The organism is Chryseobacterium sp. ERMR1:04, assembly GCF_001297705.1.
Taxonomy (GTDB): domain Bacteria; phylum Bacteroidota; class Bacteroidia; order Flavobacteriales; family Weeksellaceae; genus Chryseobacterium.
Map to the genome: position 1 here is coordinate 596,092 of NZ_LIRF01000003.1, position 13,955 is coordinate 610,046.

Below are 13,955 nucleotides of genomic sequence, written 5' to 3' on the forward strand. Positions count from 1 at the left end.
AAATTTTAATTCAAATTTAGTAAATTTAAGAAAGGAAAACGAAAGTTATCCATCGTAACGAATTACATTTATTATGAAAGCTTTAGTAATCGGCGCAACAGGTGCTACAGGAAAGGATTTGGTGAGTCAATTACTTAATGATGAAAATTTCAAGGAAGTAGATATTTTTGTAAGAAAACCTATTGATCTGCAACATGACAAACTCAATGTTCATGTTGTTAATTTTGACAAACCCGAGGAATGGAAAGATTCTGTAAAGGGAGATGTTGCCTTTTCGTGCTTAGGAACCACTTTAAAAGCGGCAGGAAGTAAAGAAGCACAACGAAAAGTTGATTTTGTTTATCAGTACGAATTTGCCAAAGCTGCTAAAGAAAATGGGGTTGATGATTATATTTTAGTGTCTGCGTACGGAGCCAATCCTCAATCAAAAATTTTCTATTCTAAAATGAAAGGTGAATTGGAAGAAGCTGTAAAACAATTACATTTCAATAAAATCACCATTTTTAAACCCGGAATGTTGGAAAGAAAAAATTCCGAAAGAACCGGAGAAGTTTTAGGAAGCAGAATTATAAAATTTGCGAATAAGTTCGGGTTGTTGGAAAGTCAGAAACCACTTCCCACAGATATTTTAGCCAAAGCAATGATTAATTCTTCTAAAATAAAGAGTAATGGTTATTCGAGTATTAAACTGGGGAATATATTTTGTTTTGCAGAGAAAAGTAATGCCTGATTTTAATGTGAAAAGTGAATAAAATCAATTTTGAATTTTACTCTATTTAATTACTGCCTTTTTATGATATAAAAGCTTCGACTCCGCTCAGCTTAACATTTCTAATACTAATCGTATGATTTGAATGCACTCAGCTGAGCAGAGTCGAAGGATATATTGTATTAAATTTAGGAGAACTCTTCTTTTAATTTCTTAGAAATTTCTTCGGCAATAGGCTTATCTTTTATTTTTTCATAAATCTGTTTAGCTTTTTTCATTAGTTTTTCATCATTCTTACTTTTCCCAACTTTTATTTGAGATAAAGCATAAAGCGCTAAATAATTATCATCTTTTTTATAGGCAGAATGTACGTCTTCAAGATAAGGTAAAGCCTCGTCATAGCTACCTTTCAGGGTGTACAACATTCCATACATATACTTTCCGTCAGCTTTCATTCCACCCGTATATTTATATAGACTTTCTGCTTCCTTAAGGTTTTCTATCCCTTTATCATAATCAGCTAGCATGATAGATGTATTGGCAATCCCATAATATCCTTCAGGATTTGTTGGGAAATATTTCACCATTTCTTCATATTTTTTTCTGGCTTCATCAGCTTTTCCAAATCTCATGAATTCAATTGCAAGATTCTGTTTAAATATCGGAGCCTTATTTTGTGCTAAGCTATCGGCAACATAATAATAAGCAATAGCATCCTCATGCTTGTTTTGTAATCTTAAAAGATATCCTGCCAGGAAAAAAGCATCACAATATTTGGGATCTTTATCTGCAGTCAAAACAAGAATATTACTTGCTTTTTCGTAAAATTCAGGATATTGAAGTGCTCTTATACCTATCTCAAAATTCTTTTTTGATTCTGATTTTTCAGGGGTACAATAATTTGTTTTTCCAAAAAAATAGCCGTCTTGCGAAAACCCTTTAATAGAAAAGATTAAAATAAAAATGATTAGTAGTTTTTTCATATTCAAAAATAAAAAAAGTGGATGAAAAACACCCACTCTGCAAAAAATATATTTTTGTTATTTTACTGCAAATACTTCGTAATCGCTTTGTCTGTGGGTTTTGTTGTACTGATAAATGTATCGATCAACTTACCGTTTTCATCAATTAAAAACTTTGTGAAGTTCCAAAGGATGGTGGTATTTTTCACACCGTTTAAGTCTTTTTCTGTTAGATACTGAAAAATAGGTGCTGTATCTTTTCCTTTTACAGAAACTTTTGCGGCTAATGGAAATGTTACGCCATAGTTTTTTTGACAGAATGCTCCAATTTCAGTGTTTGTTCCCGGTTCTTGTCCGCCAAAATTATTGGCAGGAAAACCTACAATCACCAATTTGTCTTTATACTGTTCGTATACCTTCTCAAGATCAGCGTATTGTGGGGTAAATCCACATTCAGAAGCTGTGTTCACGATAAGGATTTTCTTTCCTTTAAAGTCGGCAAAATTAATTTCTTTCCCTTCTTCTAAGGCATTAACTTTGAAATCGTATATTGTCTTTCCCATAAGTTCTTTGGTTTTAGCTTTAGACGTTTCACCTTTCTTCTGCGCGCAACTATTAAAAAAAGTTACAAAAGAAAGCAGTAATAAAAAAAACTTTTTCATTCTTATCTATTTTAGTTAGCAGTTTTGCTGCTGTTGTTTTTAGTCCTTAAAATTTAAAAATATTGGCAGGAAACACTTTATTGATATCAATTTTATTGATGAGCATTACGTAATCTCCGTCTTTTTTAGCACTTGAAGATTCTATTCTGAAAGGCATTAGCAGGCTTCCCACTTTCTTATAATCAAAATAGCTTATTGTTTCTTCTTTCTTTATTTCTTTCAAAAGCATATAGGTCTGGGTATCGAAATAGTAAAAATTCTTATTTACATTTTTCGTCAGCTCTACTTTATGACAATAGATATCTCCTACTTTTTCCTTACCTAAGTATTTAGCCTCAAAACCTTTGTTCTCCCAATCTATAAAATCGTTATCAAAACTTTCAGGAATATAGCTTGTGTATTCCTGCACTTTATTGGTAGCATAGTTCATCGCATACCCTTTAGTTCCGTCATATCCTTCTATAGCTGTATCTTTATTATTAATTGTAAGGACAGTTTTCGTAAGATTTGGGCGCTGTTGATAGATTTTGATAGGATATTCATCTTTAACTCCTAAGATTACTTTTCCCTGAAGTAATACTGAATTTAACAGTTTCCAATTTGTTAATCCTCCGGATAATTCGATGTTTTTATCTATGATTTCCTTTGCCGTCTGCGCAAAAGAGAGTTGCGAATAAATCAGGACGAAAACTAAAAGTAATTTCTTCATTAATTCAATTTATAAATTCAAATATAAGGCTTTGTAATGACTTCTTCTATTAATAATATGCTAAATGGATTGGGTGTATGGTAATTTTTTTTGTGTTGGTAGCCGAGGTTCTGTACCAACTCTTACTGTGGAGGAATCGTTATTGTTCCAGCTAGTGTATTGGTTATTATGTTTTAACAATTAAAATACACACATAACAGTTTGTCATTCTGGAAGAATCTCAACAATGATATTCATCAAAACCTTCAAAAAAGGTTCTGTATTTAAGTAAAACATAATCCTATGTGAAAAAACTCAACGTTTCTTCTATCATTTAGACACAAGGAAAAATTTATATAAATGTTTAGATTCCACACTCCACTTCGTTCCGCTCTGAATGACACAATTAAGAATCCTCTTAAATCAGCTTTCTTGCTTTTTCAAGATCTTCAGGCGTGTCAATTCCTACGCCTACGAAATTGGTTTCTATCATTTTAATCTTCATTCCATATTCTAAATAACGGATGCATTCGATCTTTTCTGAGATTTCCAATGGTTTCATCTCCAGTTTTGAAAACTGAAGTAAGGCATGTTTTCTGAAAGCATACACACCGATATGTTTAAAGTAGCTGATGTCATACGAAATTTCTCTGTGAAAAGGAATCACTGAACGACTGAAATACAGGGCAAAACCACTATTATCTGTAATTACTTTTACATTATTAGGATTCTCAACTTCTTCTTTTTCAGTGAGCTTTATTTTTAATGAGGCCAAAGAAATTTCCTGATTAACATCTTCTTTGAAGACTTCAATTAATTGTCTTAAAGGTTCCAACTTAAGAAAAGGCTCGTCTCCCTGAACATTGATAACAATATCACAATCAATACTTTGAACTGCTTCTGCAATACGATCGCTCCCTGTTTCATGTTGTCCGGTCATGACTGCTTTTCCTCCGTTATTTTCTATTTCAGTAAAAATAATTTCAGAATCTGTAGCCACAAAAACTTCATCAAAAAGACCTGTATCTACCACATTTTGATAGGTTGTAGTGATGACGGTTTTTTCGCCTAACATCTGCATTAATTTTCCTGGGAAGCGGCTTGCTTCATAACGAGCGGGAATAACAGCGATGATTTTCATTGAATAATTCTAATTTTTATAATTTTATTTAAATATAAGCCTTTCTTATTAAAAAGATAGCTTTACTCCTATCGTATTGTATTCTGAAATTCTAGAAGCTGTAACATTTAGTTTATATTTTACATGTCCGGCGCTAAACCCAGAAACAGAATATCTGTTTTTGGAAATTGTTTTTCCTATAAAATATCCCATTAACAAAGCTAAAGGATAGTCTGATGCCCAATGAACCTGACTTTGCATCATTTGAAAACACAACGCTCCTGCCAACGTATATCCGACAGGTTTTATCCAGACTGAATCAGGATAATTATCTGCAATTACCGTTAAAGCAGACACAAATGTTGTTAAATGTCCCGACGGCATGGCGTCATAATGTGGTGTATTCTTTTGAAATGCCGAAAAGCTAGGAAAAGGATTCCAATCTCCTCCGGGATTACCATTTTCTGCTGCAATGAAAGGACTTTCTCTTCCTGTAATCCTTTTAATGGTTTGTGAAAATACGCCTGATAGTATTAAACTCTCCATCAAACCACTGGCTGTCGCCTGGGCTCTGTAATCATTTTTGAGTAAACCATAGGTCGCAAAACCCACCCCTAATAGTACAACGGTAGATCCGTTTCCCAGTAGGTAAAGTCCGGCCCCGATATCTTTTGGAACTTTCACAATTCCAGCTACTTTGTTGTAGTTGTTATCGGCACTCATTCCCCATTTTTCTGCAACTTCCCTAGAATTATCTATTAATTTTTGATCAAAAGGTATCAAAATCAAAGTACTGGCCACGGCACCTCCCAAATAATAGGCATGGTCCTTTGCTACAAAATCTTTATTCGTATCGATAAAATCCTTTGGAGCCTTTGTAATAAATTCAAGAAGTTTGGGCTTGGGATACGTTCTAACAGAACCATCTTTCAAGGTATAGCTTTGAGACTGTGTTCCTTTCTCAATTTTATCAACAGCTATACTATCATTTTTTTGAGACCATACCAATACCGAGATCGGTAGTAGTAACCATCTAATTTTATTCATCATTTTATGTGTTTAATAACCGCAATTAACTGCAAGCTTATTTGATTTAGAAAGTACGGATAAATACAAAATCAAAATAATTTCATAGTCCTTCCTTTATATTCATAAGCAAACCAATTAATTGCGGATGTTTTTTTTATGCAAGCTTGTTTAGAGCATTCTCTAATTTAGGCATCATCAATTCAATTTCGCTAGTAGCCAATCCTCCTACAGAAGCACGGAACCAAGGCTCAGATTTTGCTTCTCCAAAAGCAGAGAATGGAACTAATGCTACCCCCGCATCGTTAATTAAATAGAATACTAAATCAGAAGAATTTTCAATAACAGAACCGTCCGGTTTTGTTTTTCCGATATAATCTAATTTGATCGTAAGGTACAATGCACCCATTGGCTCAATACTTTCAACAGCTAATCCTTTTCCTTTTAGATCTTGAATTCCCTGGTGAAGAACTTTCAAGCTCGCTTCCAATTTTCCTTTGAAATCGTCTACAAAAGTGTTTACATCTTCTGGGTTTTCAAAGTATTTTGCTGTTGCTTCCTGTTCCGGTTTTGGTGCCCAAGCTCCAACGTGTGTTAAAAGAGCTTTCATTTTATCAATGATAAGAGCAGGTCCGAATCCCCAACCTACACGTACTCCCGTTGCTGCTAAGCACTTAGAAATACCGTCAATATAAATTGTGTATTCTCTCATTTCTGGGAAAAGAGACACAGGGTCTACATGTTTTGCTCCAAAAGTAAGGTTAGAATAAATTTGGTCATACATTAAGTACAACGGCTTTTCATCTTCACCTCTTTTTTTGTTTTCAGCAATTACTAACTCGCAGATTTCTGAAAGTTGCGCCTCTGTAAACATAGTTCCTGTTGGATTCAATGGTGAACAAAGTGCCAATAAAACAGCTCCATCCAGGTGTGGTCTTAAATCATCTGCGGTAGGAAGAAAATTATTTTCCTGTGTTGTTTTAACTTCTACAGCATCTGCTGATGTAAGATAAGCATAGTGATTATTATTCCAAGATGGTGTAGGGTAAATTACTTTGTCCCCTTCGTCAACGATTGTTTTATAAACCGCATAGATCAAAGGTCTTGACCCTGCCGTGATTAAAATATCATTCGCATTATAATCAAGATTCCATCTTGTTTTTAAGTCTTTAGATACTTCATTTCTTAAAGATAAAAGTCCATTTGCAGGAGGATAATTTGTCAGATTGTTCTGATATGCTTTCTGAATTTCTTCCTTCAACTTTGCCGGTATCGGGTAGATATTAGAATTCAGGTCACCAATGGTAAGATTGGCTATCTCCGCTCCTTTTGCCTTTAAATCATTTACTTCATTACCAATTTTTACAATTTCAGAACCAATCAGGTTGGCTGCTAATTTTGATACTTTCACTTTATTTTTATTTAATTTATTGTAATATATCAATTTAACAATGTAACAGTCTAACAATAATTGGTATATCATTACACTGCTACATTGGTACATGTAACTTTACGTTAACTGTAAGTCGTTTTTTACTTGATTAATTTTCTCATCCAATGATTTCAGTTTATCTCTGAAATCTGCTTCAGAAGTGATGCTGTCTTTTACTGAAATATAGAATTTAATCTTTGGCTCTGTACCTGAAGGTCTTACGCAAACTTTAGTTCCATCTTGTGTATAATAGATCAATACGTTAGATTTTGGAATATCGTTCATCACTAATCTTTCATTTTTAGAAACGACAAAGTTGGTCTGCTCTTTAAAATCTTTTACTTCTTCAACCAGAGAACCCGCCAACTCTTTTGGTGGATTTTCACGGAAGTTCTTCATCATATTCTGAATTTCTTCTGCTCCATCTCTTCCTTTTCTTACCAGATTTACCAATCCTTCATAATACATTCCTGTTTCCTGATAAATTTCGATCATGTATTGGTACATCGTTCTGCCATTAGCTTTACACCAAGCAGCGATTTCACAAGCCACAAGAATACTTCCACAAGAATCTTTATCTCTAACGAAATCTCCGGTCATAAAGCCAAAACTTTCTTCCCCGCCACAAATGAATTTTTCTTTTCCTTCTGCCTCACGGATCATTTTTCCGATCCATTTAAATCCTGTAAGTCCAGCTTTACACTGCACCCCGAATTTCTGAGCAATATCAAAGAAAATATCTGAAGTTACAATCGTAGAACCAATAAATTCAGAACCTGTGATTTTATCAAGCTTTCTCCATTCATTTAAAATATAGTACGTAAGAATCGTATTGGTTTGATTCCCATTCAATAACTGCATTTCACCATCAAGATTTCTTACCGCAATTCCTAATCTGTCACCATCCGGATCTGTTCCGATCACGATGTCAGCATTTGTAATTTTGGCTAAATCCATTGCCATTTCCAATGCAGCAGGCTCTTCAGGATTTGGAGATTCTACTGTGGTGAAATTTCCACTAGGAATCATCTGTTCCTTAACAAGATCTATTTTTTTAAATCCAGCCTTTTTCAACGCTTGAGGAACCGTTGTATAGGTTGTACCGTGGATGGAAGTGAAAACAATATTTAAATTTTCTTTTCCAACGTTTTGATACGTAGAGTTTTCAATACAAGCATCGATATAAACCTCATCTTGTTCTGCGCCAATCCATTCGATCAAATCATCGTTTCCATCAAATTTAATCTCATCAAATTTCACAGAATATACTTCATTAATGATTGCTTCATCGTGTGGCGGAACAATCTGCGCTCCGTCATTCCAATATACTTTGTACCCGTTATATTCCGGTGGATTATGAGAAGCCGTTAATACAATTCCTCCATTACATTTTTTATCACGAACGGTGAAAGATAATTCAGGAGTCGGTCTGTGATCTTTGAAAAGCAATACTTTAATTCCGTTTGCCGTTAAAACATCTGCAACCAATTTTCCAAATTCCTTAGAATTGTGACGCACATCATACGCGATGGCCACCTTTATTTCTTCGTTTGGAAATTGTGTTAGCATATAATTTGCCAACCCTTGTGTAGCCTGACCTAACGTGTATTTATTTAAACGATTGGTTCCTACGCCCATAATTCCACGCATACCTCCTGTTCCGAATTCCAATTCTCTGTAAAAAGAATCTTCTAAGTCTGGAGAATTGCTCTCAATTAATGACTGTACAGCCTCTCTTGTTTCTTTATCAAATGTATCGCTTAGCCAAAGCTCTGCTTTTTCTAATGTTGTCATATGTGTATTTCGTTCTTTTATAGTTTGTAAAATTTGATTTTGAACTGTCATTTCGAGGAACGAGAAATCTATTTAATTATTACTAAACAGAGATTCTTCACTTCGCTTTCGCTCTGTTCTGAATGACAACCCGAATAAGTATCTTATACTTAATCCAGCTTTTTATTTTCTACTTTCGTGGTTTTATCTATTTTAAATGCTCTGATTGGATTATTATAATAAACAAATTTTGCAGTATTCTGAATATTCCCCTTCAATGAGTCTTTTACATTTACCTCTGCATAGTTTCCGTTTTTAGAGTCTATTTTCAGATTCGTAATTTTCCAGTAAGGAGCAATTAAACTCGCGGTATCAGAAATTTTTATTACTGCATCTTTTGTTAGTCCAAGAAAATTTGCCCGGCTCCTGTTCTGCATTTCTACTTCTGCCCTTCTCGTGTTGACTGAACCCATAAAAGTAGCGTTATTTTTTAAGTTCAATCTAAAGTTATCGGTCTTAATTTCACTTGAAATATTCATTTCTACAGAGTCTGAAATAGAAACTTTCTCCAGATTATATTTTGAATAAATGGTAACATTATAAAAATCTACCCCTTTTGTCCCTCTGCTTTCTTTGATAGAGAGTGTTTTATCTTTTACATCTACATTCAGGTTTCCGGCAACATTTGGATACGTCTCAATTTCTACGAAATTCTTTGGTCCTCTTGCATAAAATACCCGAAATTTCCCCTCCAGATCAAGATTTACAAATTCTGAAACATCGACTTCTTTTTTCTCAATATTTCCTTTTGGCGAAATTTTCCCACAAGAAACTACCACAATGAGCATCAATGTGAACAATACTTTTTTCATTCTTATTTTAAATATTCTATATACAACTGTTGTAATACCATTTCATCTTATTGAAAACTCATGAAGTTTTTAACACCTCTACGGAGCTTAAAATAATTTTACCGAACAAAAATAGTATTTAAATTTCTAAAAGGCTTACTCTTCCTACCATAAAATACCTGACAAATTTCAACTTTATTCTTAAAATCTGTTATTTTATCCATTTGAATCGGAGTATGGCATTTCGAGGAATGAGAAATCTATTTAATTAGTATTAAAAAAGAGTCTTCACTCCGCTTAGCTTTGTTCAGAATGACAAGCTTGCTGTTTTCTTTTGCTGATCTAAAAGCCTTTGTAAACCTTACTTTCAAAAATTATTTATGTTCCATTTTTTCACTTTTGAATTTGAGTTAAGGTTTAATTAAATTGAGATTCCAACAGATTTGTTTTTGCTCTGCAGAATATTTAGCTATCAGAAAAGAAAAAGCGCTTACAACGATATTTTAAAATCCGTTATAAGCGCTTACATATTCTCTGAAAAAATGAAACCTATCGAAATAGATCACTTTTTTCAGTGCCTTCTGTAGTCAGATGGTCTTTTTTATTATTTTCTAAGTTTCCACAAGACAGCGATCAGCTTATCTACATCCTCACAAGTATTATAAAAAGCAAGTGACGGACGAACTGTAGTTTCTACTCCCATTCTTCTGAGAATCGGCTGGGCACAATGATGTCCTGTCCTTACTGCAATTCCTTCCTGATTTAATGCTTTTCCTACCTCATCGTTAGAAAATCCTTTCAGCGTAAAGGATAAAACACTGGCTTTATCTGCCGCTGTTCCTATTATTCTAAGTCCGGGAATCTGTTTGATATAATAAGTAGCGTATTCCAATAATGAATGTTCATATTTTCCGATGACATCCATTCCGATTGCGGAAACATAATCAATAGCTGCTCCTAGTCCTACCGCATCAGCAATATTCCCTGTTCCTGCTTCAAAACGATTGGGAGCTTGATGGTATTGTATCTCTTCAAAAGTTACATCCTGAATCATATTTCCTCCTCCCTGCCAAGGCTCTGTTTCGTTAAGAATATGTTCTTTTCCATATAAAACCCCGATTCCTGTGGGTCCGAAAACTTTATGTCCGGAGAAAATAAACCAATCAGCATCCAGTGACTGTACATTAACCGCCATATGGGAAACAGATTGCGCTCCGTCTACCAATACTTTGGCTCCTGCTGCATGTGCCATAGCGACGATCTGATGAGCAGGGGTTACTGTTCCTAACGCATTTGAAACCTGCGTAAAGGCTACTAATTTAGTTTTATCAGACAAAAGCTTTGCAAATTCTTCAAGAATAATCTGTCCATCATCATCTACAGGAATTACTTTCAAAATCAAGCCCTTTTTATCTGCCAATCTTTTCCAGGGAACAATATTCGCATGGTGTTCCAGATTACTGACCACTATTTCATCTCCAGATTTCAGATTTTGATTTCCCCAACTCTGAGCTACAAGGTTGATGGCTTCCGTAGCTCCTCTTACAAAGATGATTTCATTCACTGAACGGGCTCCTATAAAATATCTTACTTTCTCCCTTGCCGCTTCATAAGCATCTGTGGCTCTTGCAGCCAACTCATGAGCTGCTCTGTGAATATTTGAGTTTTCATATTCATAAAACCTTGTAATTCTTTCAATAACCTTTCTGGGCTTTTGTGTCGTTGCAGCATTATCCAACCATATCAGAGGCTTTCCGTTTATTTTTTCTTGAAGAATCGGAAAATCTTTTTTTATCGCATAAGCATCAAGTACTTGAAGACCAGAAGATGTTTTAAGTTGAGAAATGTTTCCTGAAGATAGGCCATAATCATTCTTTATTTTATCTTCCAAAAAATAAAATGAGGGAATATTCTCTGTTTTACTGAAAGGTTCATAAACCGATTTTTGTCTTTGATAATCAAAATTATCCGATTTTAATATTTCCGGAAGTTCTATTAAAAAAGAATCGTATTCAAAAAATCCTGTGGACTTCTTATTTCTAAGATCAGAATTATCTAAATTATTATCACTAAAGCTTGTTTCAGGATCATTTATATTAAAATGTTCTCCCTGCCCAATATATGAAGGAGTCACTCCACTTCCTGCCACTGAAACCGGAACCCTTCCTCCATTGGAACTATGATGCAAACTTGAAATGTCAGCTTTCTCATTATTTAAGTGCTTTACATTTAATGAATCAAGACTGCTCACAGATGGAGAAGCTCCAAAACCTCCTGCCGGATAAAGGGGGAAATTTCCTGTTAATTCTGGGTAAAAATCTTGAGGCTTATTAAGGTTATTCAAAATATTTTCTGCGATCGCTTTTGCTCTGGGATGTTCTTCAGGGTTCAGTGCTATTTCTTTGGGGGCTTCATTAGGTAAAGCTTTGAATAGAGAATTCGCCAGCTCTTGAATTTCATTAATATCTGGTAATGAATTAGTATTTGTATTCATAGTAGCTATTTATGTCTACATTGTCTAAAACAGCAATAGCATCATCTACCAATACTGCTAAAGAACAATATAATGAAACAAGATAAGAAGCAATCGCACGGTCATTAATCCCTGTAAATCTTACAGATAATCCGGGAGTTTGCTCTCCTTGTAATCCCGGCTGGAATAATCCTACTACTCCCTGCTTACTTTCCCCAGTTCTCAGCAAAATAATCTTGGTTTTACCTTTTACGATAGGGAATTTATCTGATGGAATTAATGGAATTCCTCTCCATGTAATAAACTGAGAGCCAAATAAAGAAACTGTTGGAGGGGGAACTCCTCTTCTCGTACATTCTCTGCCAAAAGCTGCAATAGCCAAAGGGTGAAGTAAAAAGAATCCCGGCTCTTTCCATACTTTGGTGATTAATGCATCCAAATCATCAGGTGTCGGGCCTCCTCCGTTACGGGTTTTTATAATTTGTGAGTCTGCTACACTATGTAAAAGTCCGTAATGTTTATTGTTGATCAGCTCACTTTCCTGTCTTTCTTTGATCGTTTCAATTGCCAATCTCAACTGCTCCGATATCTGATTATAAGGTTTGCTATAAAGATCCGATACTCTGGTATGAACATCCACAATAGTTTGTACTGCCGCTAAGTTGTATTCCCTTGGGTTTTCAATATAATCCACAAAAGTTCTCGGTAATACTTTTTCATCTCTTGCAGAACAGTCTACTTCAATGTGTGAAGCATTTTTCACTTTATTTAAACGAAAAACACCCGATTCTACCGGAACCCAATTGAGTAATTGGGTAAGCCATCTGGGAGTGATCGTTTCCATCTGGGGAACGGTTCTTGTTGCAATTGCAAGATGTCTTGCTGCTACATCTCCTAATGCAGTCTGGACATAATTTTTTTCTTCTGCCATAATTGTATTTTTTATTTTTCTATCACTAAAATATACATTTTAAAATAGTCTACAAAAAAAACAGGCAATTAGATAAAAATCAACAACAAAACAGATGTTAATATTAATAATTACATATAATTAATATATAAAAATAAAACTATTCATAATTACTATTCACTAAATAATATTAAATCAATAGTCAAACAGTCAAAAAAAAATATTTTTTTCAAGCTTCTCGCAATGGTTATAAAAAAAGTTGTGTCTTTTCAATTTTAAATCAAAGATTCCTCAACCCTTATTAAAAATACACATGATAATCCTGAACTTGTACCCATGTTGTATTATTCATACTACCCTCCCCAGATCTTCACAATTTTAACCTTTTCCAATTCTATCTTTTCGCCCTTACATTCTCCATAAACTTTAATTTCATTATACATAAACGTGGGTACCAATACAATGTCTATTGGTTCATCGGGGTATTTGGCTTTGAAACCTTCAAAGACTTTCATTAATTCTTTATCATTGAAGATCATCTTTGTATTGTATTTCGTAAAGGAAATACTCGCATCATAAGGAAGTGCTGCCAGTCTGTATTCATTCTTTTCTAAATCCTGAGGATAATAGATCGTGACTTCACCGTTAAAGTAGCGTACAGATTCAAACGTAATTTTATCTTTCTCATCATAAGGATAAATTTTAAAACGGTACTTATATTTCGTTCGGTATGTATCCCATAAACCAAAGGGAATCCCATTTTTACTGATTTCTCTTCTCACGCTATCTTTAACAGCTACTTCATAAAAGGTATCAAAGAATTGATCTTGAGTTTCATCAGGATCAGGATGGGGTCTAAATTGATCTTTATCCACAAAAACTTCTTTTGCTTGAAGTTTGCAAATCTCTACCCTATGATGACCTGCTGATAACCAGACAACAATAACGCCTCCCGGGGCTGCGCCCACTGTAAAGGTATCATATGTACTATGCTTCACAGCATTATAAATACTTTCTTTGTTAGGAACATCTACTACAGAAAATCCTTTTCGGAATTCTTCCAATATTTTACCTGATGGCAAATCGGCATCTACCGTATAAAATTTCTTTTCGGCATATGCAACATAAGTAAGATTGAGATGAGTAGGGATTTTATTTCCTCCCTGTCCGGCTTCAGATCCATCATATTCCCAGCTTCCTGTGGTAGCACCAGCTTTAGGCATTCCACAAATTACTTGCTTGTTTTTATCCAGTAGCCAACCTTCATGCACCTCTATAGGATATTCTTTGGGTGCGGTTATCGTAACTGCATAAGAAAATTCAGTTTTTTCCATCACATTTGTTATTTT

Annotated in this window: 12 protein-coding genes; 1 reads left to right on the top strand and 11 read right to left on the bottom strand. The window is 34.5% G+C overall.

Annotated elements, in window-relative coordinates; translation table 11 throughout:
* Nucleotides 1–73: 73 nt before the first annotated feature.
* Nucleotides 74–730, top strand: coding sequence for an NAD(P)H-binding protein (locus tag AMQ68_RS02830; RefSeq protein ID WP_054509100.1), 657 nt, complete (start codon nucleotides 74–76; stop codon nucleotides 728–730).
* A gap of 167 nt (nucleotides 731–897) precedes the next feature.
* Here the strand turns inward: AMQ68_RS02830 and AMQ68_RS02835 are convergent, their stop codons facing one another.
* The 11 genes from AMQ68_RS02835 to AMQ68_RS02885 all read right to left on the bottom strand — a co-directional run bounded on the left by AMQ68_RS02835 (nucleotide 898) and on the right by AMQ68_RS02885 (nucleotide 13,940).
* Nucleotides 898–1,692 carry a lipopolysaccharide assembly protein LapB gene (locus AMQ68_RS02835; RefSeq protein WP_123905586.1) on the bottom strand — a complete coding sequence of 265 codons (795 nt, stop codon included), beginning with the start codon at nucleotides 1,690–1,692 and terminating at the stop codon, nucleotides 898–900.
* A gap of 62 nt (nucleotides 1,693–1,754) precedes the next feature.
* Nucleotides 1,755–2,333: a glutathione peroxidase gene (locus tag AMQ68_RS02840; RefSeq protein ID WP_054509102.1), complete on the bottom strand. Its 579-nt coding sequence runs from the start codon at nucleotides 2,331–2,333 to the stop codon at nucleotides 1,755–1,757.
* Between the two features lie 46 nt (nucleotides 2,334–2,379).
* Entirely contained in the window at nucleotides 2,380–3,042 is a 663-nt protein-coding gene (locus tag AMQ68_RS02845; RefSeq protein ID WP_054509103.1) for a histidine kinase, read from the bottom strand.
* Between the two features lie 397 nt (nucleotides 3,043–3,439).
* Complete coding sequence (kdsB, locus tag AMQ68_RS02850; protein WP_054509104.1) at nucleotides 3,440–4,162, bottom strand: 3-deoxy-manno-octulosonate cytidylyltransferase; 723 nt, start codon at nucleotides 4,160–4,162, stop codon at nucleotides 3,440–3,442.
* Nucleotides 4,163–4,210: 48 nt separating this feature from the next.
* Complete coding sequence (locus tag AMQ68_RS02855; protein ID WP_369678595.1) at nucleotides 4,211–5,191, bottom strand: phosphatase PAP2 family protein; 981 nt, start codon at nucleotides 5,189–5,191, stop codon at nucleotides 4,211–4,213.
* Nucleotides 5,192–5,324: 133 nt separating this feature from the next.
* Nucleotides 5,325–6,578, bottom strand: coding sequence for a pyridoxal phosphate-dependent aminotransferase (locus tag AMQ68_RS02860; RefSeq protein WP_054510003.1), 1,254 nt, complete (start codon nucleotides 6,576–6,578; stop codon nucleotides 5,325–5,327).
* 99 nt (nucleotides 6,579–6,677) lie between these two features.
* On the bottom strand, nucleotides 6,678–8,393 hold the full coding sequence (locus AMQ68_RS02865) for a phospho-sugar mutase (protein WP_054509105.1): 1,716 nt from the start codon (nucleotides 8,391–8,393) through the stop codon (nucleotides 6,678–6,680).
* A 149-nt stretch (nucleotides 8,394–8,542) separates the two neighbouring features.
* The gene (locus AMQ68_RS02870) at nucleotides 8,543–9,244 is read right to left on the bottom strand and encodes a DUF2807 domain-containing protein (protein ID WP_054509106.1); all 702 of its coding nucleotides are present in this window, start codon (nucleotides 9,242–9,244) and stop codon (nucleotides 8,543–8,545) included.
* A gap of 583 nt (nucleotides 9,245–9,827) precedes the next feature.
* A complete protein-coding gene (locus tag AMQ68_RS02875) occupies nucleotides 9,828–11,717 on the bottom strand; it encodes a family 2A encapsulin nanocompartment cargo protein cysteine desulfurase (RefSeq protein WP_054509107.1) in 1,890 nt (629 codons plus the stop codon).
* On the bottom strand, nucleotides 11,701–12,627 hold the full coding sequence (locus AMQ68_RS02880) for a family 2A encapsulin nanocompartment shell protein (RefSeq protein ID WP_054509108.1): 927 nt from the start codon (nucleotides 12,625–12,627) through the stop codon (nucleotides 11,701–11,703). The genes AMQ68_RS02875 and AMQ68_RS02880 overlap by 17 nt, the downstream gene beginning before the upstream one ends.
* 332 nt (nucleotides 12,628–12,959) lie before the next feature.
* Entirely contained in the window at nucleotides 12,960–13,940 is a 981-nt protein-coding gene (locus AMQ68_RS02885; RefSeq protein WP_241775038.1) for a DUF2931 family protein, read from the bottom strand.
* Between the last annotated feature and the right edge of the window lie 15 nt (nucleotides 13,941–13,955).

Excerpts from the sequence above, each read along its gene's own strand:
- AMQ68_RS02830 (WP_054509100.1), top strand. The coding sequence starts at position 74 with ATGAAAGCTTTAGTAATCGGCGCAACAGGTGCTACAGGAAAGGATTTG.
- AMQ68_RS02835 (WP_123905586.1), bottom strand. The coding sequence starts at position 1,692 with ATGAAAAAACTACTAATCATTTTTATTTTAATCTTTTCTATTAAAGGG.
- AMQ68_RS02840 (WP_054509102.1), bottom strand. The coding sequence starts at position 2,333 with ATGAAAAAGTTTTTTTTATTACTGCTTTCTTTTGTAACTTTTTTTAAT.
- AMQ68_RS02845 (WP_054509103.1), bottom strand. The coding sequence starts at position 3,042 with ATGAAGAAATTACTTTTAGTTTTCGTCCTGATTTATTCGCAACTCTCT.
- kdsB (WP_054509104.1), bottom strand. The coding sequence starts at position 4,162 with ATGAAAATCATCGCTGTTATTCCCGCTCGTTATGAAGCAAGCCGCTTC.
- AMQ68_RS02855 (WP_369678595.1), bottom strand. The coding sequence starts at position 5,191 with ATGATGAATAAAATTAGATGGTTACTACTACCGATCTCGGTATTGGTA.
- AMQ68_RS02865 (WP_054509105.1), bottom strand. The coding sequence starts at position 8,393 with ATGACAACATTAGAAAAAGCAGAGCTTTGGCTAAGCGATACATTTGAT.
- AMQ68_RS02870 (WP_054509106.1), bottom strand. The coding sequence starts at position 9,244 with ATGAAAAAAGTATTGTTCACATTGATGCTCATTGTGGTAGTTTCTTGT.
- AMQ68_RS02875 (WP_054509107.1), bottom strand. The coding sequence starts at position 11,717 with ATGAATACAAATACTAATTCATTACCAGATATTAATGAAATTCAAGAG.
- AMQ68_RS02880 (WP_054509108.1), bottom strand. The coding sequence starts at position 12,627 with ATGGCAGAAGAAAAAAATTATGTCCAGACTGCATTAGGAGATGTAGCA.
- AMQ68_RS02885 (WP_241775038.1), bottom strand. The coding sequence starts at position 13,940 with ATGGAAAAAACTGAATTTTCTTATGCAGTTACGATAACCGCACCCAAA.